We start from the raw sequence: 22933 nt of genomic DNA on the forward strand, positions 1-22933 counted from the left end.
TGCGAACAATCCGACCAGAAGCCAAACATTTTACTGCGTTGAGCCATAATTCGGGCGGAATCCCCGCTTAATTCCTTCGTCAAACACAACAACCCGGGTGGTACACGTGAGTATTTCCAACCTAGACGTTCCCAACACGTTTAGATTCAGATCAGCAACCATTGCGATCTTCTGCGCGGCGATTTTCACGAGCGCGAGTCTGCTTTTCTTTGTCCAGCCGCTTTTTGCCAAGCTGGTTCTTCCCAAGATCGGCGGTGCGCCGGCGGTCTGGACGACCGCAATGCTGTTTTTTCAAGTGGTGCTGATACTCGGGTATGTTTATGCGCATTTGTTGACTAAGTTTCTGTCCTTGCGCTGGCAGATCATCACCCATTTTGCATTCTGGGTCGCAGCGCTGACTTTCCTGCCGCTGTCCACCAACGAAAGCTGGAGCTATGACGCCTCGACCTCGACCGCGCTGCAAACGCTTGGCCTGTTCGCCGTAGGTGTGGGTGTACCTTTTGCGGTATTGTCGGCAAATGCGCCCCTGTTGCAAGCCTGGTACGCCAAGTCGGGTGGGCCTTCGGCAGATGATCCGTATTTCCTTTACAGCGCCAGTAATGTCGGATCCTTGTTGGCGTTGTTGGCCTTCCCCTTGGTTGCAGACCCATTTTTTGGCGCCGCTGAGATCAGCCGCGTTTGGCTGATCGGCTTCGTGCTGTTCGGGGCGCTCTTGCTGGGCAGTGGCATGATCGCCCTGCGGGGATCACGTCACACAGAGTCCTCGGTGCAAACAGCACTCAAGGCCAGTTTCCCCACCCTGCGGCAAATGGCTATTTGGGTGTTCGTCGCCTTCATCCCCTCTTCCTTGATGCTGTCCTTCACAACGCGGGTCAGCACGGACCTTGGTGCTCTCCCGCTGATCTGGGTCGTTCCGCTGGCGGTCTACATCCTGTCCTTCATCATTGCCTTCGCCAAATGGAAACACCTGACGCTTGACGCCTTGAACCTGCCCATGCTGGCGGCGCTGGCGGCAGGTGTCGTACTGGTGTCCAAAGTGGTCAGCGAACATGACGCGCCGGTGGTTATCCTGCTCTACGTCCCGGTGTTGTTCGTCATCGCTCTTTTTGCGCACCGCCTGCTTTACGACATGCGTCCGTCAGCCGAGCAGTTGACCGTGTTCTACATCGCCCTTTCGGTGGGCGGAGCGATTGGCGGGCTGTTCAACTCGATCGTTGCGCCAATTGCCTTCACACGTGAGTTGGAGGCGCCAATCACCATGATCCTGGCCGGAGGATTGTTCCTTGTCCGCGCGCCGGGATTTGCCCTTCGCCACGTCATCATGGGCATTGCGGCAAGTGTTTTCATCCTCGTCATCGCGGGTGCGACACGGGGCGTCGCGGCCCTGAGTGCGGACATCCCGCGCGCAGGCGCCCTGTTCGTGCTGATATTTGCGGTGCTGTACCTGTTCCGGGCACAGGCCATGCGTATCCCGGTGGTTCTTGCCGTCGTTCTGCTGCCTGCATTTGCAGTAAAGAACAATCCGGTGTTCGAAGATCGCAGCTTTTTCGGCGTGCATTCGGTGTATTCAAGTGAGGGCTACCGCGTCTACAAGAACGGCACCACGGTGCATGGCTGGCAACGCGAGTCCGAATATGGCACTCGGCCCACACCGCTGTCCTATTATCACCCCGAAGGACCAATGGCGCAGGTCATCACGTCGGACTTCGGCAAACAATCCAGCAGCATCGGAATTGTCGGTCTGGGAACGGGGGCGCTGGCCTGTTACCGGCAGCCTTCGCAAAACTGGGACTTCTTCGAGATCGACGCGACCGTTGACCAGATCGCACGCGACCCTTCGCTGTTCACCTATCTGTCGGAATGCACACCCGATTCCGAAACCCATCTGGGTGATGCCCGGATCGTTCTGAAGCAAAAGCCATTTGCCTTCGATATCCTGGTCTTGGATGCTTACAGCTCGGACGCCATTCCGCTTCACCTGATCACACGCGAGGCGGTAGAGATGTACACGAGCCGCCTGACAGACGATGGGGTTCTGGTGTTCCACATCACGAACCGGTTCTACGATCTGGTCCAGCCTTTGGCCCGAATTGCCGACAGTTTGAACCTGACAGCTGCGCATCAAAGGCTGGCCGTGGGCGAAGAGCAGGTTGAAACCGGAGCCGCCACCAGCAGCGTTGTGATCCTGAGCCCGGACAAATCGCGAATTGAGAGTTTTGTGCAGGACGGAAACTGGCAAATCGTTAAAACCGACGGCGCGCAGCCCTGGACCGATGACAAGGCAAACTTGCTCTCGGCGCTGAAACTGCTGAAGAACCAGGATCACTGAAGCTGGACACCCGCGCTGCCCATGGCCGGTGCGATCCGGGCCATGGGCGTCAAAACGTCTGTGGCATCAGCGGCGCTTTGTCGGTAAAGGTCCGGCAAAGAAGGACGATCAGATGCTGAAGACCCGGATCATTCCCTGCCTTGATGTTGCCGATGGCCGCGTGGTCAAAGGCGTGAATTTCGTCGGTCTGCGCGATGCCGGCGATCCCGTGGAATCGGCCAAGGCGTATGACGCCGCAGGCGCGGACGAGATCTGTTTTCTGGACATCCACGCCACCCACGAAAACCGCGGCACCATGTTCGACGTGGTACAGCGCACGGCCGAGCAGTGCTTTGTACCTCTGACAGTCGGCGGCGGCGTTCGGACCAAAGATGATGTACGCGCCCTGTTGCTGGCCGGGGCAGACAAGGTCAGCTTCAACTCGGCTGCCGTTGCCAATCCCGACGTAATCGCGGAATCGGCAGATCAATTCGGCAGCCAGTGCATCGTCTGCGCCATCGACGCCAAGACGGTCAGTCCCGGCAAGTGGGAGATTTTCACCCATGGCGGACGCAAGCCCACGGGCATTGACGCGGTAGAATTCGCAAAAACCGTTGTCGCCAAAGGCGCCGGAGAAATCCTGCTGACCTCGATGGATCGCGACGGCACCAAAGCTGGTTTCAACCTGCCCCTGACCCGTGCGATTTCCGATGCTGTGGACGTGCCCGTGATCGCAAGCGGCGGTGTCGGCAATCTGGACCATCTTGTCGAAGGCGTCACCGAAGGCGGCGCGAGTGCGGTGCTTGCTGCCTCGATCTTCCATTTCGGCGAATACACGATCCGCGAAGCCAAAGAACATATGGCCGCCGCTGGCATTCCGATGAGGCTGACATGAGTATTCTACACGACCTTGCTGCCACGATCGAGGCACGTAAAGGGGCGGATCCGGATTCAAGCTGGACAGCCAAGCTGCTTGCAAAGGGTCCCGAGAAATGCGCCGAGAAATTTGGTGAAGAAGCCATCGAAGCCATCATCGAAGCCACGAAGGGCGATCAGGCCAAGCTGACCGCCGAAGCCGCAGACGTGCTGTACCACCTGCTGGTCATGCTGGCCGCGCGAGACGTGGCGCTGGAAGATGTCCTGGCCGAGCTTGCGCGCCGTCAGGGCATCAGCGGAATTGCCGAAAAAGCCGCCCGCCCCAAAGGGTAACGGCCGGGTTCCGCGCCGCCGCAACGGCCGCTATACTCGGGCGTCAGAATGACAGGCCGAGGGCGCGACATGATCCGAGTTTTGATGCTTGTGGCAACGCTTGCCACCGTTGCGGCATGTGCGGCGCCTCCCCCCTCGACCGGGGATGAGGTACAACGCCTGACAGCCGAAATTCAGCGTCTTGGCCCGGATATCGATCCTGAAGAGGCCCGCCGGGCGGCGCAAGTCGCCTATTCCTATACCGCGCAGCTGGTGGACGAATACCAGATCACCGATCCGCCGCTGATCCACAATGCAAAGGTCAACAAGGGATTGCGCCCGCGTGGTCTGTGCTGGCATTGGGCCGAGGATATCGAGCGTCGCCTGAAACAGGAAGACTTCCAGACGCTGGAATTGCACCGCGCCATCGCCAACGCCGACAATCCACTGAGGATCGACCACAGCACCGCGATTATCAGTCGCAAGGGAGAGTCGTTGTATGAGGGCGTCGTGCTGGACCCCTGGCGCTATGGCGGGGTGTTGTTCTGGGCACCACTTGTCGAGGATACCCGTTATGAGTGGGTGCCACGTGACGTCGTGCTGGAAAAACGACGACTGGAACAGGTGGCCCGCCTGAAACCATATCAGCCAGCAACGCCCTAAAGCTTGGACGAGATGATCCCGGTGGAAAACCCGCCCATGCGCAGCTCGCCAAACAGGCGCTGATATTCGATCTTCGGACAGCGGTTCATCACCACGTCAACACCGCGGGCCTCGGCCTTGGCTGCCGCATCGGGGTGTTCAACCCCGATCTGCATCCAGATCGTGCCGAGCGTCGGGAATGCATCCAACGCTTCGTCCACAATGGGCGGCACGGATTCGGACCGCCGGAAGATGTCTACCATGTCCACGGGTTCGGATATCTCCGAAAGGCTGCCTCGTACCGTCTGGCCAAACAGGTCTTTCCCGGCATGGCCCGGATTGACCGGGATCACGCTGAACCCTTTCAACGAAAGGTAGCGGGCAACGTAATAGCTGGGTCGCACCGGGTTCATGGACACCCCGACAACGGCAACGGTCTTGGTGCGTTGCAGAATGGTTCTCAGGTGCTGATCGGAATAGTCTGACATGCCCTATCCTTAGCAGGGTTCCAAAAAGAAAAAAGCGCCCAAGAAGTCTTGGGCGCCAGTTGTTGGAACGAGGGACAGTGAAATGACCCGCGGCAGTTCCATTCCGCGGTCACTGTGACATTTAGGCATATATTTGGGAAAAAAAAGAGGGGCGGCGCATTTTTGTGATGACTCTTCACGATTGCCTGATTCCCGATCATTCCTGATAGAGGAGTGCCGGCCAGTTTTGTTCAGCCATCTCAATGTATTCTGCCTGATCCCGCTGCCAGACTTCTTCGATTTCGATCGAGTGCGTCAGGTACAGACGACCATCCACAACTTTCCAGGCCTTGGGGTCTGCACTCTTCAGAACGCCCATCGCCATCGCATATGAACAATACCCGCCGAACTGCGGCGCGAAAGCACGGGGGTTGCTTTCGAAAAGTTCGCGGTTCTCCTGCGAGGTGAAATGCCACCGCGCTCCTTTCCACATCACGGAATTCTCGGGCATGCCCATGATGGGCATAGAACTGTCGAAATAGGACACGGCATCATACCCGGCCAACGCCACCCCTTCGGTGGTGTAGTACACGGGCCTTTCCTGCGCATACGTGGCAGGCGCCAGAAAAAAAGCGCACAGCGCGCCAAGTGTGGAACGTCGGGTCAGCATTGTCATGTCAGAATCTGAATTCATTGGGGTATGAAGATGCAATTTTTTGCTGCATGCGGAACCCCTGTTGACGTGGATGTGAACGATCTTCACCCAAATTCGTTCAATCAAAGATATCTTCGATCACATCCCAGGCTTCATCGAATACGCGCGAGAACATGCTCTTTTTCTTCTTTTTTCGCTTGGCCTTCCGCGGAGGGGTGTGAGAAACCGCAGGTCGCACCGTTTTGGAAGGCGCGGCCTTCCGCTTAGGCAGCATCTTCAGATCATGCAGAGGTGCGCCACAACTGGAACAGCTCAGCTCGTGCCGCTCCTTGCCCCTCAGGACCAACGCTGCCCGGGTCCCGCAATAGCAGCAGGTCGCGATTTTTGATGGACCGGGAATAGCGCTCTCCTTTTTTGTCAGGGCCGGGATGCATATAGGGCGATTGCCGCCGCATTTGAGACATTCAGCGATCCGAATCCCCCGGCTGCGTCAATTTTCACCAATTGATCTACGGTTTCCTTCGTCTTTTGGCGCAATCCCGGGCCTTCCGCCCCAAGAACAAGTGCGACGGGGCGGTCCCGACCGTCGCTCAGCGCGCCTTCGATCGTCACGTCTGCTTCTCCGTCCAGCCCAAGGACCAGAAATCCCATATTCTGTAGTTCAACAATTGTGTCGGCAAGGTTGCGCATCCGCAGGTAAGGTTGACGCTCCAGCGCGCCGCTGGCGGTTTTTGCCAGTGCCCCGGTCTCGGGCGCGGAATGGTGGCGCGTGCCAATCACGGCACTGGCACCCAGAACCTCGGCCGAGCGCAGAATCGCGCCGACATTGTGCGGGTCCGTGACACGGTCCAGAAGGATGACGCGCGGGTTTTCCCGACCGATGCAGTTTTCGGCCAGACCGCCCCAGTCCAGTGGCTTCACCTCCAGCGCGGCCCCCTGGTGCACCGAGCCTGCATCAATGGGCGCCGTAAACTTGCGCGGATCAGCCATCTCGGGCTCGATACCAGAGAATTCAATCGCTTCCGCCAGTTTATCCCGCGCATTGCGCGTTACGATCAGGCGCAGTTTCTGCCGATTGGGGTTCATCAAAGCGTCGCGAACCGCATGCAGACCGAACAGCCAAACGGTTTCAGCAGCCGCGGCCTTGCGCGCCTGTTCCTTCTCAACGACCCATTTGGGTTTCTTCATTTTTCAGGCCTCCGGGCCAAGAGTTCGGTTTCCTGCGCCAAAGCGAAATTTTCCTGTTGACGCTCCTTTGGTGCGCTAGTAATCACGCCTCCACGTCAGGTGCAACGCCTGACAGTGGGCGACAGGCCGCAAGGTGTGGCAGGGGACTGTAACTCCCTCGCGGAGACGCACGCCTGGTTCGATTCCAGGGTCGCCCACCATTTCGCACTTTTGTGTTGAAATTCCCGCTAACACCTTGAAGGGAAAGGTGGTTTTAGCGGTTCGATAACCACTTGCACGGTTGTAGCTCAAAGGCTCAGCAAAAGCCAATTTAAGCACTGTTCGTCGCAGGGCTATTCCTCCGTTTTCGTAAATATTCCAAGGGCTTGCTAGGAAAGTCATGGTGTGTTCGATAAAGTCGTCGAACCTACCCTTTGGCGGCACAGCTTGCGCGGCTTGATCGGCCAGCAGTAGCTTCCGCTTTTCAAGCTTTTCGATCTTGGCTTCATAGGCCCGCACCAATGACTCACCACTTGCATCGACAACGCGATCCAGCAGAACCTCAATCTGCCCATCGATCTCACTGATCTGAGCCGCAAACGTGTCCTTCGCCATGTGAGCTTGATTCAGTCGAATTTTCCAAGCATCCGCAAACATTACTTTCGCCAATGCGAACATCTGCTTGGCAGGTTGCAATGAGCGCAACACCTCAGCCGCCCCGCTTTCAATCTTGGCGCGCGGGATGGATTTACGCTTGGATGGGCATTTTGGCGTATCGCACAGGTAGTACGGATAATGCTTATTGCGCCCCTTCGACCAGCAAGAGGTAAGCGGCTCGCCGCAATCATCGCAGTTCACAAAGCCACGTAGTGGGAAGTCTTCGCTGATGTCCTTGCGCGCAGGCGCATAGACTTTGCCGCTTAGGACGGTTTGAACACGTTCAAAGGTGCCGAAAGAGATCAAAGGCTCATGATGGCCTTTCCGCAGGCTCACGCCCCAGTCGGGCGCCGCAACATATCCGGCGTAGACAGGGCGTTGTAGAATGTCCTTCACCTTCGACGGATGGACATAGTTGGTCTTGCCGCTCTTAGGGAAATCCGGCTTGGACTCCAGAAACCGTTTTACCTCGACTTGCGATCCAAACCGACCGCTGGCAAATCCTTCCAATGCCTCTGCCAAGATCGACGCAATGGGCTCATCACGCACGAGCAGCTTTCCGTGCATGCGATCCTTGGTATATCGATACCCTATTGGCGGATGAAAGACGTAGTAGCCTTTCTCAATGCGTGCCCGCATTTTTTGGACGACCTGACGCTTGTTTTGCTCGCGTTCGAGCTGACCTTGCGCAGCAATGATCGTCTCAATGAAACGACCTTCCGGCGTGTCCTCAAAGTTAAAGTTTAGGCACTCGATGGACGCACCAAGTTCGGCAAACTCGCGGCGCAACTTGATGTGAAATTCCGTATCGCGTGCAAATCTCTTTAAATCGTCAAAAATGACGGTGTACTGACGACCCTTCTGTGCATCCAGGTAAGCCAGCATTGCGCGCATGCCTGGACGCTGCATGAAATCTCCACCGCCGGATACATCATCCGGAAAAACTGCTTCGACAGCATAGCCTTTTTGTTCTGCATATTGGCGGCATCGATGTTCTTGGCTATCGAGCCCTGCCCCCGAAGTGCGTTGCTTAACAGACGACACGCGGCAGTAGATAATGGCTGCCGTTGGTTCTGCTTCAGTCTGTGGGACACCCATGAATCCTCTCTTTCTCGCGCCACTCGCTAGATTGCGGGCGCGTCTGTGCCTGGGTTATTCTTGTCTTGCTTAGGTTTAGTGGACTCCGATTTCACCTTTAGATCAAGGGCCGTTTCGGGTTTTCCACAGGCTTGTTGGACCGGATGAACGCCAAAACCTAGCTCGACAAAGGCGGAGATGATCGTCCACAACGCGCCGACGATATCTTCTTTCTGGTCGAGCGTTAAAGCCGGATCATCCAGATAGCTCTGGTAGTGATCGAGATCGATCTCCAGCCGACTAGGATGGCCTTCGTTGGCTGCTTTGTTCATGGCCTTGGCCAGATCGGGACAGTCTTTTATTTCAGCATCTTTCACGACGTTTGATCCTTATCATGCTGGCACGAAGACGCCTCTTGCGGCCATCTTGGGACGGCGCGTTCAGGCACTTGCGTGTCTAGGAGTTTCCGCAACCGGAACTAAATTCAGGTCGCTAATGGTGCGATGAAGCGTGTGACGCTTAATGAGCGGGGCTTTCGCACTGGCACCTACTTCCAATTATACCATGGATTGCAGGCTCTTGCCAAAAATAGAGGCGAATGTGCAGAGCGTTCGAGCACTGCCGAACGCCCCGCTCACATTGACTTAGCGCTCTCTGTCATCGCGTTGACGGCGACGCGGTTCGCGCTTGTCAGGCGCGTCTTGCGCTTGTTGCCGCAACCTTGCGATGCTCTCGTAAGCCTTCTGGTCGAGGCGCGCCGCCTTCAACAGATCGCGTTCAGGAATGGAGTGGGTTTTCTTCCATTTCCCATCTTCATCGCGGTACGAGCGCGTTCTTTCCGTGTTGTAGACCGGCCCCTTGTCCGTCTCCTTTTCCCATACCGCGACTTGCACAAGACCGTCGCGGTGTCGCACCTTCGGGTGCCGGTCATCCTCTTTCTCTTCGGACATTGATTTCTCCTGATTTAGATTAGCGCGGGCGATAGCCTTGGACGTATGACCAAGAGCCAGCGTCATATTGCGGGAGGTGCGCAAACTTGTTCGGCACCGCTTCCGTAATCACTTTAGCCTTTCCTCGACCCCATCGACGGGGGATAGGAACGTGGTCCAAGGGCGGATGAAACGGATTGGGCAGGAATTGTCCTGCAAATTCAGGGCGCGTGTAGTACGGATATTTGTGACCAAGGATCGGCCCGAGACTTTTTCCAGACACGAATGCGATCATTCGGTCTTCCGGCATTGCCAAAATCTCATCAGGGGTCATAAGCGACCTCGCTTGTTTCGTTCGGTGTGTTTCTTCGAATGCGTGGTGTTGGTAATTCTGAACCGCAGCGAACGGATCATTGCCACCAAGGATGCTCATGGCCGCATGCCGTTTGGCTTTTCGTGCCTGGGATTGGCGCAGCGTGTCGTCGTATTCGAGGGTTTCCTGGCCGAGCATAGATGAGACGAGCAGCGCAGTTTGGTAGTCTCGAATTCCGAAGAACTGACGGAGCGCCGCCGATCCCATGAAGCCTTGCAAACCGGTGGGTCCGAAATTGCGGGTGATTTGCCCCGCATCCTGAAACAAGGCCCAAGCACGAACTCCAGCGCCACGTCCGAAGGTGAAAGACCGCAGGAGCGCATCGAAATTACCGAGCTGACCGGCTTCATCGATGATCATATTCACTGGTGGTGAAGACGGACTGCGGGACTTGTAGAGCATCTGCACAGTGAACATCGTGCGCAGCACCGGAGCCCAGATCGACACATATTCAATTGGCACATTGATGAACCAGGTCGCGGGCTGTGCTGGATCACAGGTTGCTGACAGCGATGCACGCGGCTTCTCAAGAGCACGCTGAAGCATCGGATCATCTAGAAAATTCAGGTAAGCATAGAGTTCGCCGACGATGCTTCCGAACTCGCGGGGACTGTCTTGCTGCTTGGCCAGCATCTCGCCAGCACAACGCCGTACGCTTTCCATGCCGGAGCCCAGCATAAATTCCAGGATGTCGGGCCATTCGCCCGTGTTGGACTCGATTGCGTTTAGGGTTCGGTAGAGCGATGGGAATGACACTTCGCCATCGCGCTCAACGAGCATTTTGACAAAGGCCTCACCCCATTCTTGCGCTCTTAGCTCAAAGTATTTGCCGCTCGCCGAACCACTGACCGGAATGAGGCTTTGCAGAATGAACTTGCAGTCCGCGTGGAAAGACGGACTTTCCATCTTCAAGATATCGAGAGGCTGCATGGCATGCTGTGGCAGGTCATGGAGTCCAGTTGGGTTCCAGCAGTATAAATACGCGCCCGCAGTTGCGAAATTGAGCATCGTAACCGAGGCTATTTCGCCGCGCGGATCAAGGATGAAGTTTCGCGCTCCGGCAGCTCCGGCCACGGCCATCGAGAGAAGATCGCGCATTTTTCCCGACCCGGCACCGGCAATTGTTAGCCGTGGCGCATCCGTTTCAAGGGTCAGTGCAGACTGCCCCAAATAGCCGAACTGCATGCCCGCGCCACCCAAGATGTCAGCGCGAGATATTTGACGCTCGGTGGCCCATACTGCGCTACCAAAACGGTTAGATTCATTGTCAAAGGTCATTTGTTTCTCCCAAAGAAAAAGGGCCGCCGAATGGCGACCCTTCGTTTGCTTCGATGTCTTGCAGTCAGTGGTTCAGAGCCCAGCCGACGGCAAAGGACAAAAAGAAAAGAGAGATGCAGACACGGGTCCAGAAAAAGGGTTCTTTCTCTTTCTTGTAGACCTTGCCCACTTCGTTGTATTTCGCCATTTTTACCTCTTTTCTCAGCCTATTGCCGCGCCGATGATGATCAGGAAGATCACCACAGCGATTACAGCAGGCCAGACACTTTCCTCTTTCTTGTAAACGTTTCCGACGTGACGGTATTTGGGCATTGCACTTCCTCCTTTGTTGAGTGCTCACATGAAGCGGGTGACGATTGCCAATCCGCCGAAAATCAGTGCTGTTCCGATTGTTGCGCGTGCCACGAAGAAGATGAGCAGGTAGCTCAGGCCGTACCAAACCAGCTTCGCGAGACCGATGATCTCGCCACCGTAGGTCTGGTAGGTCAATTCCAAAACGTAGGGAGCCGTTGCGTAGTAGAGCGTCGGACCCCCGAGAAACGCAGCAATAAAAGCCAGCACATTGGCGAGGCCGGTGACAGAAGACATAAAGAGATTCTGCCCCGCCTTTGCGTGGTTTGTGTTCATGTTCCTTTTTTCCGAGTTTGTAGTTTGTGAAACGAGTTCGTGTCGCTTCGAATCCTGTTCTACATCGACAACCGAACTCGTTTCGGGGGATAGGCCTAGCTGGCGACTGATTGTGTAGAATTAGCGAACAACCAGATACTGCAAAGAGCGAACATCAGACCGCCGATTTGGTGATAAGTCAGACGCTCGCCAAAAGCCGTGATCCCAATGATGGTCATCAAAATCAGATGTGTCATACTAGACATGGCAGCACCTTGGCCAAGCCCCTTGGCGAGGACGTTCACGTAGATCAAGTTGCTAAGCGCGAAGATTGCGAATGCGCATCCTAAATCGCCTAGCGTTCCGAGATCAGCAAATCTTTTGAGAAAATAGCTTCCGCCTGCGAAGCCTCCACTGGAGGCAAGCAGGCTCAGCCAAGACACTGTGGTCATGGTGGCACCTCTTGATGTCAGGAAAGAAAAAGCACCGCTCCGAGTCGGGCGGTGCTTCAGAACTTAGTTGAGCGGAAGCGCTGTCAGCGGTGGATAAAACTCACACAGAAGCAGGAGCGCGATTGTCGTTTGCGGCCTCTAGGCTCCATTTCACCCGTTCCCAAGGGTGCCAAGCAAAGTAGACGCTTCCCAAGGCTCGCCACCGTGGCTGCGCTTCGCAGCGCACACGGTTGATAGGATTCGCAGACACGGCAGGACCGAAATTGTCACGCCACCACTCTTCTGGGGCTTCGATCAAACAGTCTGTGTTCACGAAGACCTCCTGGAACTTGCCAGTTAGCGGGTCAATGAAACCTGCATCAGAATCGAAAAAGCGTCCTGAATAGTCGCGGTTCAGATCAACGATTTGATCAAGCAACCTGCCATGATGGACGCACAGACTTAGGATGCGTCGCTTCAGAGCAGTGACTTTGATAGGGCAAGAAGCTTCAGCAAGTGAGAGCAACGGACTGTAGCTATTGGCGCAGAACACGGTCACGCCAGCCGGATGGCGGTAAGGCATGGGTTTATCCTCTATGTAAGTGGTCGTTTGCGGTGGGGTCAGCGCCGAACCCGTGCACGCACCTTCGCAAAGCTTGCTCTTGCTTCGTACTTTTCGTTTAACCTCAGGAAGAATATTCCCCTTTGATTGCGGTTCGCCGAAATGCCCAAAAAGTACACACCGAAAAACCGATACTGCAGGAACACAAAGCTCAGTGAGGATGAGTTCGTTCAGGCATTCATGGCGTACATGGGCGGCCTAAGCGCGGCTGCATATTCACGGCAATCAGAGCGCTCCGAGCGCACGATCCGTGAACTGTTCAACAGGTTCCGCGAACGCCTCTCAACTGACAAGGAGCTTACTGGGTGGCTGGGTGTTGATGACGAATTGCCTGCCAACGACGATCCAATCTGGGAGAAGATTCACTTCTGTCTTTTTGAATGCCCAGCCTATGTCGATGACCGGATGTATCGAAGTCCAACCTATTCTTCAGAGTTTCGAGGCACCGATCCGAATGACGATCATCGGCAGAAGGCTCTTACCTTCGTACGAAAGAAACACGGTACGGAGTGCACACAGTGCCCGATTGCTCTGGACTTCGACTTCGATGCTCAAGTCAGAGAGATTTGGGGTAAGCACGATCTTCGAGTTGGCGGTATCCCAAAGAAGAATTTCAAACCTCACTACATTGAGATAATGCTCAGAAGCGCGATGGAGATTAAGAATTCAAAATTCAATCCACCCGAAAATTTTGGGCCGGAGTTCTTCTTGAGGCGCTTCGAGGAAGAACCGCTCTGATCAAATGAACCTGAAAGAGCTCTCAGGATCGAGACGCAATCCGTTGGCGTACTCGTTCAGCTTGCGCGCGATGTCGTCGTAATACTCTTTCCACTCGGGATCGAGGTTTAGACCGCGCAGAACTTTGGCGAGACGTTCGATATGATCGGCAGCAGCTAGGTGCGCAGCAATCTCTTCGCCATCGAACTCAATTGTTGCCATGTAATCTTGCGCGAGCTGTCCTGCCAATCTTTCCGACTTTTGCCCCAGCTCCTTGGCGACTTCGATGCTCTGATCTGCGAAGAATCCCTCCTCCAAACGTTCCCTAAAGAACATCGCAGATTGTTGTAGCTGTTGAATGACCAGATCGATCGTTCGCTCGGCAACCACGTCGTCGCTGCTCAAAGCAGTTCGTGAAAAAATCTGCTTTGCAAGTACCGCGTCTGTGGTCACGACTTTCCTCCTGCCTTCAATAATTTGGGCTTTTTATCAGACCACGAAGAACCATGATAGGTGGTGCAAAGGCCAAAACATCAAATGGCAAAAACACACTTGACCAATGCCGTATGTCTCCAAGAAATAAGGTGGCAAAAGCTGCGTACTGAAACTGCCCCGATGTGGCACAGCGAGGAAGCAATCTCTAAGACATTATCAACAATGCATTGAAGGCAAACAAATCAGAATTTTGGAATACCTAACAACTGTCCGGCAACACTGCCATTGGTTAGCTGCTCACACGTATTTGCGCCTAGCTTGGTCGCAAATTCCTCACTGCTTTCTGGGCTATGATCAACCTTGGATTGCAAGACATCTACAGCAGCACTAAACTCAAGATTTCCAGGTATTTTTATGCTGTCTTGTATTTCGATCAACGGCAAAAGAATTCCGAGGGGAATATCTGGATTCATTATTGCGTATGTATCGATAGAATCGATTACAATCCGAGCGGCGGCTGCTTCATTGCGTGTCGATGCCCAGCCGTCCAAGTTTTCAACCACATCTGGGTTACTACAAGGATGCGCAGCATCAAAGCTCGACCTCAAATCCAGATTTTCACCAATAACTTCATTTTCACTCATAACTTCCTCAAATCGTTCATAAACTGTTGACTTCATTCTAGCAAATTCGCCTTAAGAATTGGTTAACCTTCATGGTTTCTGACTTCATGCTCTACGCTCCTTTCCGATATCTCTCACCCGCAAGATGTGCGGTGTAGTACACCGCATCTTGGCAAGGGGGCCCGCTGTGCGCCCCCGTTGCATCCCCCCGACTGTGCCTCTTCCAGGGTATTGAACCCATTCCAGAGCCAGAAGACCGTATCGCCGGTCAAACACTCGCAGGGCTTGGAGACGTCCCTCTCCACCTGCCCCGAACCATGGATCAATGGGGCTATCGCGCCCCCTTGAAACCCACTCGCGGAAGACTTCGCTCTCCCTGCACCCATCGACTTGGCGGGCGTTCCTGCCCCCAAGACCCCAGACCACTTCATGGAGACGACTTCATCGAGAGCAAAGGGCGATCCTGCCCTTGTGCAATCCTGACCAGGAAGGGAGCTGTCGCGCTGCCCTTCCTTGGAACCATCCCATCGACAAGAAGCTCATGTTGCACGAAATTCTTATCTTCATCCCCGTAGCATGCGTGGTGAAGGCAAGCCTAGGTAATCGCTAAAAAATGGTGCTGCTTGAACCCGTTGTATGGAACTGACCCTTCCTGCTGCTATTGAGTTGTTCGTCTTTTCATCCTTGGGTGTGGAAAAACCCTAGGTTGCTCTCCCGTTCGGGCAATTAGCAGGCTATGCTCAAAAAAAACGTAGGGACGAGCAAACCACCATGACAGAGATTTCACTGCACGAGTTACTTGAAGACTACCGTAAAGCTGCTCGTAGCGAGCGTGAAAAAGGGGACTACTTTGAGCGATTGACCCGCGTTTTTTTGGAAAACGATGATACGCAAAAGCAGTTCTATTCGGCAGTGGTGCCATTCTCCGACTGGGCAAAGGAACAAGGATGGAGCAATACTGATACAGGAATTGACCTTGTCGCCACCTTAGCTGACGGATCAGGGTATGCAGCAATTCAGTGCAAGTTCTACGCACCAAACCACACTATACAAAAGCCCGATATCGACAGTTTTATTTCGGCTGCCTCAAACGACCTATTTACGCGTCTTGTGATAGCTGACACCACTCAGAAAGACTTTGGCCGGAACACAAAGGAGACGCTCGACAAGCTTTCCAAGGATTGGAACCGAATTGGTATCAATGAATTGGAAGCTAGCCGCATAAACTGGTCTCAGTATATTCGAACGGGCAACGTCAACCTCGCACCAAAAAAGGAACTACGAGACCATCAGCGTGATGCATTGACTGCTGTCGCCGACGGGCTCGCCAAGAAGGATCGTGGTAAGCTCATCATGGCTTGTGGTACCGGCAAAACCTTCACCGGACTTCGTATCGCCGAGAAGATAGCTGGGCCTGAAAAGCTCGTACTGTTTATGGTGCCGTCACTCGCGCTAATGTCGCAAACTGTCCGTGAGTGGAAGAATGACGCTCAAAAGGACTTTACAGCATTCTCAGCCTGTTCGGACACCAAGGTAGGCAGAAACGCTGACGCTGACAGTTTGGACCTCAACGTTCACGATCTGGCGTTTCCCGCCACCACTGACCCTGAAAAGCTTGCTCGCCAGGTAACTGATGCAAACCCCGAAAAAATGACGGTTGTGTTCTCGACATATCATTCTATCGACGTGCTCACGCGTGCACAGAAGAATCATGGGCTGCCCTCATTCGATCTTGTGATTTGTGATGAAGCACATCGAACAACTGGAGTTACCCTCAAAGATGAGGATGACAGCAACTTCGTCCGAATCCACAGCAATGATTATGTAGCGGCGCAAAAACGCCTTTACATGACAGCGACGCCTCGCATCTTCGGGGACGCTGCGAGACGGAAAGCAGATGACCATGACGCTGAATTGGCTTCGATGGACGATGAAAATAAATTTGGTGAGGACCTTTTCCACCGTGGTTTCGGTTGGGCAGTCGAACAGGAACTCCTTACGGATTATAAGGTTGTCGTTCTGGCGGTAGATGAAGGGCTCATCTCTACCACCATTCAAAGCCGCCTTAGGGAAGGCGCGGAACTGACCCTTGATGACGCTACCAAGATTATAGGTTGTTACAAGGCGCTTACGAAGAGTGATATCAAAACTGATCTAGAATTTGATCCGCTGCCAATGAAACGCGCATTGGCATTTTGTCAGACCATCGCGAAGTCTAAGATTATAGAGGATGAGTTCGCCAACGTTGTAGACGAATACACGGGAAGCGATCTGATCGATAATGCGAGGCATCTGAATACCGAAGTTCGCCATATTGACGGCAGTGACAATGCCAGCGCTCGTGAAGAAATGCTAGGTTGGCTGAAGGCTGACGCTGGTGATGACACATGCCGCATCCTCACAAACGCCAGAGTGCTGTCAGAGGGCGTAGATGTACCGGCTCTAGACGCTATCATGTTCATGCACCCGCGCAAAAGTCAGATCGATGTGGTGCAATCTGTTGGCCGTGTAATGCGACGGGCCGAGGGGAAGAAGCTTGGCTATGTTATCCTTCCGGTTGCTATCCCCCCCAATACCACGCCGGAGGAAGCGCTGAACGACAACGAACGCTACAAGGTCGTCTGGCAAATTCTCAACGCGCTACGCGCTCATGACGAACGCCTTGATGCGCGGATCAATCAAGCAGAATTGGGCGAGGACATTAGCGACAAGGTAGAGCTAGTACGCATATCGTCTGATACCGAACTGAAGGAGTTGACTGCGGTTGTGGAAGACTTCGCGACCAGCAAGGCGAAATCTAAAAAACCTGGAGCGGGTATCGGAAGCGACGTCCCTAGCGGTCGCAAGCCCGACGAAGTCACTCAAAGCGAAATGATTTTCGACGAATTTACCCGCGCGATAATGGCGAAGATTGTCGCAAAGTGCGGTACCCGCGAATACTGGGATACATGGGCTAAGGACATTGCCAAGATCGCCCAAACTCACATCACGCGCATCACCACCATCGTTGCCAAGGATGGGCCCGAGCGCACGGCCTTCCTCGCTTTCCTCGAAGAGCTACAGGATGACCTGAACCCCGAGATTACCGAGGCAGAGGCCGTCGAGATGTTGGCCCAGCACCTTATTACGCGCCCTGTCTTTGACGCGCTCTTCAAGGGCAGCCAGTTCACAAAGGAAAACCCCGTTTCCCGCGCGATGGAGGTCGTGCTTGGCCAGCTTCACGAACACAACCTCGCCAAGGAATCCGAAAGCCTGTCGAAGTTCTACGCCAGCGTGGAACGCCGCGCCGCCGATGTGATCACCGCCAATGGGCGGCAGGAGCTGATTTACAAGCTCTACGACAGTTTCTTCAAAGGGGCCTTCCCAGTCCTGACTCAGCGGCTTGGTATCGTCTACACGCCGGTCGAGGTGGTGGACTTCATCATCCACTCGGTCAATGACGTGCTCAAGGCGCAGTTCGGCCAGACGCTCGGCTCCGAGGGAGTGCATATCCTCGACCCTTTCACCGGCACGGGCACCTTCATCACTCGCCTGCTGCAATCGGGCCTGATCGAAACGGAAGAGTTGGAGCATAAGTACAAGAACGAAATCCACGCCAACGAGATCGTGCTGTTGGCTTACTATATTGCCGCGATCAACATAGAGACGGTCTATCACGAGCTTGCGCAAGGTGAATTGCGCGAAGACAGACCTTATGAACCCTTCGAGGGCATCCTCCTGACCGATACATTCCAGATGTACGAGCAGGAGCGGGACATGGTAGCAAACTTGCTGCCCGACAACTCCGAACGTCGGACCCGACAGAAGGGGTTAGATATTCGGGTGATCATCGGGAACCCGCCGTACTCCGGCGGTCAACGTGAAGACAACGACGATGCATCTAATATCGACTATGCGAACCTTGATACAAAAATAGCCAAGACATACGCAGCAAATTCCAAGGCTAAGCTCAAAACAGCACTAAAGAACAGCTATATACGTGCGTTTAGATGGGCAACGGATCGGGTCGGAGATTCGGGCGTAATAGCCTTTGTAACGGATGCAGGTTGGGTCGACGGAAACGCTATGGACGGGATGCGTCAGTGCTTGGTCGAGGACTTTACCGAAATTTCCGTGTTTCATCTAAGAGGCAATCAAAGGACAGAAGGCGAGACATCTCGCAAGGAAGGTGGCAAAGTTTTCTTGTCAGGCAGCCGGTCGCCAATAGCTATAACAGTTCTGGTCAAACGACCGCAGAGCGACCTCGCTGGTAAGATACGCTTCTATGCAGTTGACGACTACCTTGACCAAAAACAAAAGCTGAATCTAGCTAGAGAAATGGTTTCCGTGGATGGAATAAGTGAAAGAGGTTTGTGGTCTGAAATCGTCCCAAACAGTGAGAACGACTGGCTAAATCAACGCGATCCCAGCTTCGAATTGGGAGCGAGAATTGGTAGCAAAGTCAAAGGCGTGAACGAAGCTATTTTCGTCAATTATTCAAGTGGAGTAAAAACCAATCGAGACTTCTGGTGCATCAACTCGTCTGCTGGCACCGTGGCGACAAAAATGGAACAAATGATCGCATTTTATAACGATGAAGTTGATCGTTTAGCCTCAGACTCAGCTAGCTTTGAACCAAGCAACGATACCAAAAAAATAAGCTGGGATGGCACGCTAAGAGCAGATCTTAAGAAGGGGAAACGAGGCGAGTTCGTTGAGGACAGAATTAGATCGATCTTTTATAGACCCTTTCAACCGCAATGGATGTATTTTGACCGGCAATTCAACAACAGCGTCTATCAAATGCAGGAAATCTATCCGTCAGCAGAGACGAATAATCGAACCATTTGTCTAACTGGGGTCGGCGAGGCGAAGCATTTCAGTGCGCTGATGAGTGACCGGATGACCGAGCACAAGTACCACTACAATAGCCAATGCTTCCCTCTAAAATTGCCAAGCTCCACAGAACCCGATCAACATGATCTCTTAAGCAGTCATGAGCAAAACATTGAAAGCAAAGATGGTATCTCTGACTGGGGTTTAAATTTTTTCAGGCAAGCCTATCCTGATTGCACGTTGAGCAAGGAGGATATCTTTTATTATATCTATGGCGTCCTCCATTCACCGGACTATCGAACACGCTTTAAGAACAATCTACCAAAGGAACTGCCTCGCATACCGGCGGTCAACACCTTCGCCGACTTCGTCGCCTTCCGCGACGCAGGCCGTGCACTGGGCGATCTGCATGTGAATTTTGAGAGCGTGGAGCCGTACATGGTCACATTTAAGGAAGGCACCCACGAACTCATCCCCGAGGCACAGGACGACCCGGTAAAATTCTACCGAGTCAACAAGATGAAGTTTGGTGGCAAGAGCAAAGAGAAAGACAAGACCACCGTCATCTACAACGCCAATATCACTATGCAGAATATCCCACTGGAAGCCTATGACTATGTTGTCAACGGCAAACCAGCACTGGATTGGGTTATGGAGCGTCAAGTAGTCAAGCAAGATAAGAGCAGCGGTATCGTTAACGATGCAAACGATTACGCAAACGAAACGATTGGCGATCCGCGCTACCCGTTAGACCTCTTCCGCCGCGTAATCACTGTGAGCCTTGAAACGATGAAAATCGTTCGTGCTCTGCCCCCATTGGAGATCGACGGATGACAAGTGAATTTGCGGGCACTGGCGACAAGGGAGCCCACTACCATCGTTGTGATTTTCAGGTTCACAGTCCACGAGATCGGCAATGGACTGGTGCGCCTCGTGTCACAGAGGAAGAAAGGCTCGATTACGCGGCAACCCTTATTGCGGCATGTCGTGAAAAAGGTCTCGATGCGATTGCCATCACCGATCACCATGACATGGCATTTGTACGCTACGTGCGACAGGCCGCAGCGCAGGAGACAGACGACAACGGAGACCCTCTTGCTGAGCGAGAGCGCATACTTGTTTTCCCTGGCATTGAGCTAACGCTTGCCGTGCCATGCCAAGCGATCATCCTTCTGGATGCAGATTTTGAAGATAACCGTTTCGATGCTGTTATGACTGCGTTGACGATTTCGCCTTCACCAGAAACTGACAGCAAGACAATCGAAACGGAGCAGTTAGAGCACTTTCAATCAATCAGAAGCTTGAAGGATGCCCTAGACAAGCATCCTTGGCTCAAAGATCGCTTCATTATTTTGCCAAATGTTTCCGACGGCAAGAAGAAACACTCAATTTTGCGAAGCAAGATGGCCCCTAAATACAAAGATGCCCCAATCGTTGGCGGTTATCTGGATGGCTCAAGAACATCTCTAGGAACCGGTGCAAGCACTATTATCAGTGGCAAAGACAAGACTTGGGGTAACAAACGTATTGCCTGTATCCAAACTTCGGACAACCGTCGGGAAGATCATAGCGATCTGGGCGTCCACTCATCATGGATAAAATGGGCAAGTCCGACCGCTGAAGCTTTGCGACAGGCTTGCTTGGCACAGGAGTCACGTATCTCCGATACCGAACCTAGCATTTCTTCTGTGGTTATAACTTCCGTCAGTGTTCAAAATAGCTCGTTTCTCGGTCCTTTGGAGCTATCGCTAAACCCACAATACAACGCACTTATTGGCGGGCGTGGCACAGGCAAATCAACCATTCTTGAATACCTTCGTTGGGCATTATGTGATCAGCCACCGGCTGCCAGCGATGACGAAGCACCGGACTATCAGGCTCGGCGCGCACGGCTGATCGAGGGGACTCTAAAGCCACTTTCCGCAACAGTTGATGTCGCCTTCACTGTCAATGGCGTGCCTCATCAAGTGCGTCGCGCAAGCACAGATGGTTCCGTGCAAATCAAAGTCGGTGAAGATGCATTTCGGCCTTGCACGGAGAGCGAAGTCCGTACTCTTTTACCTATTCAGGCTTACAGTCAAAAGCAGCTAAGTAATGTTAGCGTTCGACTGGATGAGCTGGCGCGTTTTATTAACGCGCCGATCCGCGCCGAGCTTGGACGGCTTGAAAGACAAATCTCGGAACAAGCCGACAAACTCCGGCGGAGTTTTTCGACGCGTCAGCGCCAAAAAACGATTGAAAGAGACCTAACCCGGCTCACCCTCGAACTTCGTTCTTACCAAGAGCAAGCCAATCAGATTCGAACTTCACTTAGCGGCTTGTCAGATGCGGATCGAAAACTTCTCGATCTAGGCCCGCAGTATGACCGTGCCGAGCAGATTGTTGAAGAAAAAAGAAGCCGCTTGTCTGAAACCAAAGAACAACTCAACAAGCTGGCTCGACGTCTAGATGTCGAAAAGAGTTCAGATACTGCTGAGTTTGAGGAAGGCTTCCCCGAAAAGAAATTGGTGGCTGATGTCATCGCGGAATATGATGTGCTTGTTGAGCAAGTTGATTCAGCTCTTCGTGATCTAGCAGGCCAAATTGATGACCTCGTCGGAGATCGTGAGAATAGCAAATGGGGTGAATGGGACTCGCGCCTTGAAGCATACCGCGAGAGCTATTCTGAAGCACTAGGTCGCTCATCGGCGCACATAGATCGAATGGAACAGCTAAAAGCCCTAGAAGCTAAGATTTCCGGCCTACAGCGTGAGATAAGCCGACTATCTGAAGAACTAAACTCTATTCGGAAAGATGGAGAAACGTATGTGCTCGAACAAGGGCTCTTATTCGAGTTTCGTGCTGAGCGGGATAAACTGATCCAAGAGCAGTGTGACGCACTGACAAACCGTTCAAGTGGCCTCATCAGAGCAGTTGTTCGGCGGTACACGAATGCGGACCGATTCACTGAGGTTCTCAAAGAAAAGCTGACAGGATCAGGAATTCGCCGAGACAAAATAGATCAAATAGCCAGTTTTGTTGTCGATGCTGAAGACCCGCATAAGGCTTGGATAGGCATAGTCGAAGACCTCGAAAATCTTTCAAATGTTGATATAGACGTGGAGGCGAGTGAACATTTGCCCGAAACGCCGTTCTTGTCGAGTGCTGGCGCGACAAAATCAGATTGCGAAAAACTTGCGCGAAAACTTGCACCAGATGATTGGCTTTCGCTTTCCCTAACCGAGATAGAAAGCCAGCCTCATTTTGAGTATCGCTCGCGCGAAGGAGAATACATCAATTTTTCGAATGCCTCATCTGGTCAGCAAGCAACAGCACTATTGCGAACACTTTTGAATCAGGCAGGCCCACCGCTCTTAATCGACCAACCAGAAGAAGACCTCGACAACCCCGTTATGCAGGAGATTGTGGAGCAAGTTTGGTCGGCAAAGAAAAGACGTCAGATCGTTTTCGTAAGTCACAATGCTAACTTGGTTGTGAATGGTGATGCCGAGCTCGTGGCATGGTGTGAGTATCGCAAGGCAGGCGACCAATCCGGGGGCAAGATCGCTGGTGAGGGCGCGATTGATATTCCGGATGTGCGTGAAGCTATCAAGCGCATTATGGAAGGTGGCGAAGCGGCGTTTAATCTTAGGCGTGAAAAATATGGCTTCTAGATTCCATAAATATCCACCCGTCGAAAATGTGAGATCAATTTGCGCACCACCTACGCGGACGGGATCTCGTGAACCGAACCCGCTGCACGGTTTCAGCCATCCGGCTTCGATCCCTTGCGCATAACCTGCCAGCCCTAAGAGGCTGACTTTTTTTTCTTGATTGAAGTGGGGCCTGCGGCCCCTAGGCCATCAAGACCTAAACGCCCCTTTGGGGCGCGCACGGCGTGTATCCCCGTCCTTCCGCACTCCTTCGTCGTTTGTGCAGGGCGGGTGATCCCCCTCACGCCATG

20 protein-coding genes, 1 tRNA gene and 1 pseudogene are annotated in these 22933 nt (G+C 53.5%); 8 read left to right on the forward strand and 14 right to left on the reverse strand.

Annotation, left to right across the window (positions count from 1 at the left end; translation table 11 throughout):
- Nucleotides 1-280 precede the first annotated feature (280 nt).
- The 4 genes from AC2FF8_RS04105 to AC2FF8_RS04120 all read left to right on the forward strand — a co-directional run bounded on the left by AC2FF8_RS04105 (nt 281) and on the right by AC2FF8_RS04120 (nt 4159).
- A complete protein-coding gene (locus AC2FF8_RS04105) occupies nt 281-2329 on the forward strand; it encodes a fused MFS/spermidine synthase (RefSeq protein WP_496878978.1) in 2049 nt (682 codons plus the stop codon).
- 112 nt (nt 2330-2441) lie between these two features.
- Nucleotides 2442-3203 carry an imidazole glycerol phosphate synthase subunit HisF gene (gene hisF / locus AC2FF8_RS04110; protein WP_117872606.1) on the forward strand — a complete coding sequence of 254 codons (762 nt, stop codon included), beginning with the start codon at nt 2442-2444 and terminating at the stop codon, nt 3201-3203.
- The gene (locus AC2FF8_RS04115) at nt 3200-3517 is read left to right on the forward strand and encodes a phosphoribosyl-ATP diphosphatase (protein WP_170343689.1); all 318 of its coding nucleotides are present in this window, start codon (nt 3200-3202) and stop codon (nt 3515-3517) included. Before hisF ends, AC2FF8_RS04115 begins: the two co-directional genes overlap by 4 nt.
- 69 nt (nt 3518-3586) lie before the next feature.
- On the forward strand, nt 3587-4159 hold the full coding sequence (locus tag AC2FF8_RS04120) for a hypothetical protein (protein WP_496878979.1): 573 nt from the start codon (nt 3587-3589) through the stop codon (nt 4157-4159).
- On the opposite strand, the gene AC2FF8_RS04125 is transcribed toward AC2FF8_RS04120, so the two are convergent.
- The 4 genes from AC2FF8_RS04125 to rlmB form a co-directional block, all read right to left on the reverse strand.
- Entirely contained in the window at nt 4156-4626 is a 471-nt protein-coding gene (locus tag AC2FF8_RS04125) for a CoA-binding protein (RefSeq protein ID WP_170343687.1), read from the reverse strand. The two genes, AC2FF8_RS04120 and AC2FF8_RS04125, sit on opposite strands and share 4 nt — an antisense overlap.
- 196 nt (nt 4627-4822) lie before the next feature.
- A complete protein-coding gene (locus AC2FF8_RS04130) occupies nt 4823-5281 on the reverse strand; it encodes a YHS domain-containing (seleno)protein (protein ID WP_496878980.1) in 459 nt (152 codons plus the stop codon).
- Between the two features lie 97 nt (nt 5282-5378).
- On the reverse strand, nt 5379-5660 hold the full coding sequence (locus AC2FF8_RS04135) for a hypothetical protein (protein ID WP_496879274.1): 282 nt from the start codon (nt 5658-5660) through the stop codon (nt 5379-5381).
- Nucleotides 5661-5677: 17 nt separating this feature from the next.
- A complete protein-coding gene (gene rlmB, locus AC2FF8_RS04140; protein WP_170343685.1) occupies nt 5678-6448 on the reverse strand; it encodes a 23S rRNA (guanosine(2251)-2'-O)-methyltransferase RlmB in 771 nt (256 codons plus the stop codon).
- A gap of 116 nt (nt 6449-6564) precedes the next feature.
- Between rlmB and AC2FF8_RS04145 the strand changes: the two genes are divergently transcribed.
- Nucleotides 6565-6648, forward strand: a tRNA-Tyr gene (locus AC2FF8_RS04145).
- A 511-nt stretch (nt 6649-7159) separates the two neighbouring features.
- On the opposite strand, the pseudogene AC2FF8_RS04150 reads toward AC2FF8_RS04145, so the two are convergent.
- The 8 genes and pseudogenes from AC2FF8_RS04150 to AC2FF8_RS04185 form a co-directional block, all read right to left on the reverse strand.
- Nucleotides 7160-8182, reverse strand: a pseudogene (locus AC2FF8_RS04150) (recombinase family protein); the annotation flags it as partial.
- Nucleotides 8183-8208: 26 nt separating this feature from the next.
- Complete coding sequence (locus AC2FF8_RS04155) at nt 8209-8538, reverse strand: hypothetical protein (RefSeq protein ID WP_496878981.1); 330 nt, start codon at nt 8536-8538, stop codon at nt 8209-8211.
- 267 nt (nt 8539-8805) lie between these two features.
- Nucleotides 8806-9111 (reverse strand): hypothetical protein, encoded by a 306-nt coding sequence (locus AC2FF8_RS04160; RefSeq protein WP_496878982.1) that lies wholly within the window; start codon nt 9109-9111, stop codon nt 8806-8808.
- Nucleotides 9112-9130: 19 nt separating this feature from the next.
- Nucleotides 9131-10741, reverse strand: coding sequence for a type IV secretory system conjugative DNA transfer family protein (locus tag AC2FF8_RS04165; protein WP_496878983.1), 1611 nt, complete (start codon nt 10739-10741; stop codon nt 9131-9133).
- Between the two features lie 64 nt (nt 10742-10805).
- Nucleotides 10806-10928: a hypothetical protein gene (locus AC2FF8_RS04170; protein ID WP_496878984.1), complete on the reverse strand. Its 123-nt coding sequence runs from the start codon at nt 10926-10928 to the stop codon at nt 10806-10808.
- A 149-nt stretch (nt 10929-11077) separates the two neighbouring features.
- Nucleotides 11078-11368: a hypothetical protein gene (locus AC2FF8_RS04175; protein WP_271308719.1), complete on the reverse strand. Its 291-nt coding sequence runs from the start codon at nt 11366-11368 to the stop codon at nt 11078-11080.
- Nucleotides 11369-11463: 95 nt separating this feature from the next.
- Nucleotides 11464-11799 carry a hypothetical protein gene (locus AC2FF8_RS04180; RefSeq protein ID WP_496878985.1) on the reverse strand — a complete coding sequence of 112 codons (336 nt, stop codon included), beginning with the start codon at nt 11797-11799 and terminating at the stop codon, nt 11464-11466.
- Nucleotides 11800-11899: 100 nt separating this feature from the next.
- Entirely contained in the window at nt 11900-12361 is a 462-nt protein-coding gene (locus tag AC2FF8_RS04185) for a hypothetical protein (protein WP_496878986.1), read from the reverse strand.
- Nucleotides 12362-12502: 141 nt separating this feature from the next.
- Here AC2FF8_RS04185 and AC2FF8_RS04190 point away from each other — a divergent pair, with 141 nt between their 5' ends.
- Nucleotides 12503-13138 (forward strand): hypothetical protein, encoded by a 636-nt coding sequence (locus AC2FF8_RS04190; protein WP_496878987.1) that lies wholly within the window; start codon nt 12503-12505, stop codon nt 13136-13138.
- On the opposite strand, the gene AC2FF8_RS04195 is transcribed toward AC2FF8_RS04190, so the two are convergent.
- On the reverse strand, nt 13139-13570 hold the full coding sequence (locus tag AC2FF8_RS04195) for a hypothetical protein (protein ID WP_496878988.1): 432 nt from the start codon (nt 13568-13570) through the stop codon (nt 13139-13141).
- 224 nt (nt 13571-13794) lie between these two features.
- A complete protein-coding gene (locus AC2FF8_RS04200) occupies nt 13795-14232 on the reverse strand; it encodes a hypothetical protein (RefSeq protein WP_496878989.1) in 438 nt (145 codons plus the stop codon).
- Between the two features lie 714 nt (nt 14233-14946).
- On the opposite strand from AC2FF8_RS04200, the gene AC2FF8_RS04205 reads away from it, so the two are divergent.
- A complete protein-coding gene (locus tag AC2FF8_RS04205) occupies nt 14947-19824 on the forward strand; it encodes a DEAD/DEAH box helicase (protein WP_496878990.1) in 4878 nt (1625 codons plus the stop codon).
- A complete protein-coding gene (locus tag AC2FF8_RS04210) occupies nt 19821-22643 on the forward strand; it encodes a TrlF family AAA-like ATPase (protein ID WP_496878991.1) in 2823 nt (940 codons plus the stop codon). The genes AC2FF8_RS04205 and AC2FF8_RS04210 overlap by 4 nt, the downstream gene beginning before the upstream one ends.
- Nucleotides 22644-22933 lie beyond the last annotated feature (290 nt).

Source organism: Ruegeria sp. YTSA144, assembly GCF_059610125.1.

What these genes read in the sequence shown, in the direction of transcription:
- AC2FF8_RS04105 (WP_496878978.1), top strand. Translation starts at nt 281, where the DNA reads ATGCTGTTTTTTCAAGTGGTGCTGATACTCGGGTATGTTTATGCGCAT.
- hisF (WP_117872606.1), top strand. Translation starts at nt 2,442, where the DNA reads ATGCTGAAGACCCGGATCATTCCCTGCCTTGATGTTGCCGATGGCCGC.
- AC2FF8_RS04115 (WP_170343689.1), top strand. Translation starts at nt 3,200, where the DNA reads ATGAGTATTCTACACGACCTTGCTGCCACGATCGAGGCACGTAAAGGG.
- AC2FF8_RS04120 (WP_496878979.1), top strand. Translation starts at nt 3,587, where the DNA reads ATGATCCGAGTTTTGATGCTTGTGGCAACGCTTGCCACCGTTGCGGCA.
- AC2FF8_RS04125 (WP_170343687.1), bottom strand. Translation starts at nt 4,626, where the DNA reads ATGTCAGACTATTCCGATCAGCACCTGAGAACCATTCTGCAACGCACC.
- AC2FF8_RS04130 (WP_496878980.1), bottom strand. Translation starts at nt 5,281, where the DNA reads ATGACAATGCTGACCCGACGTTCCACACTTGGCGCGCTGTGCGCTTTT.
- rlmB (WP_170343685.1), bottom strand. Translation starts at nt 6,448, where the DNA reads ATGAAGAAACCCAAATGGGTCGTTGAGAAGGAACAGGCGCGCAAGGCC.
- AC2FF8_RS04160 (WP_496878982.1), bottom strand. Translation starts at nt 9,111, where the DNA reads ATGTCCGAAGAGAAAGAGGATGACCGGCACCCGAAGGTGCGACACCGC.
- AC2FF8_RS04165 (WP_496878983.1), bottom strand. Translation starts at nt 10,741, where the DNA reads ATGACCTTTGACAATGAATCTAACCGTTTTGGTAGCGCAGTATGGGCC.
- AC2FF8_RS04170 (WP_496878984.1), bottom strand. Translation starts at nt 10,928, where the DNA reads ATGGCGAAATACAACGAAGTGGGCAAGGTCTACAAGAAAGAGAAAGAA.
- AC2FF8_RS04175 (WP_271308719.1), bottom strand. Translation starts at nt 11,368, where the DNA reads ATGAACACAAACCACGCAAAGGCGGGGCAGAATCTCTTTATGTCTTCT.
- AC2FF8_RS04180 (WP_496878985.1), bottom strand. Translation starts at nt 11,799, where the DNA reads ATGACCACAGTGTCTTGGCTGAGCCTGCTTGCCTCCAGTGGAGGCTTC.
- AC2FF8_RS04185 (WP_496878986.1), bottom strand. Translation starts at nt 12,361, where the DNA reads ATGCCTTACCGCCATCCGGCTGGCGTGACCGTGTTCTGCGCCAATAGC.
- AC2FF8_RS04190 (WP_496878987.1), top strand. Translation starts at nt 12,503, where the DNA reads ATGCCCAAAAAGTACACACCGAAAAACCGATACTGCAGGAACACAAAG.
- AC2FF8_RS04200 (WP_496878989.1), bottom strand. Translation starts at nt 14,232, where the DNA reads ATGAAGTCAACAGTTTATGAACGATTTGAGGAAGTTATGAGTGAAAAT.
- AC2FF8_RS04205 (WP_496878990.1), top strand. Translation starts at nt 14,947, where the DNA reads ATGACAGAGATTTCACTGCACGAGTTACTTGAAGACTACCGTAAAGCT.
- AC2FF8_RS04210 (WP_496878991.1), top strand. Translation starts at nt 19,821, where the DNA reads ATGACAAGTGAATTTGCGGGCACTGGCGACAAGGGAGCCCACTACCAT.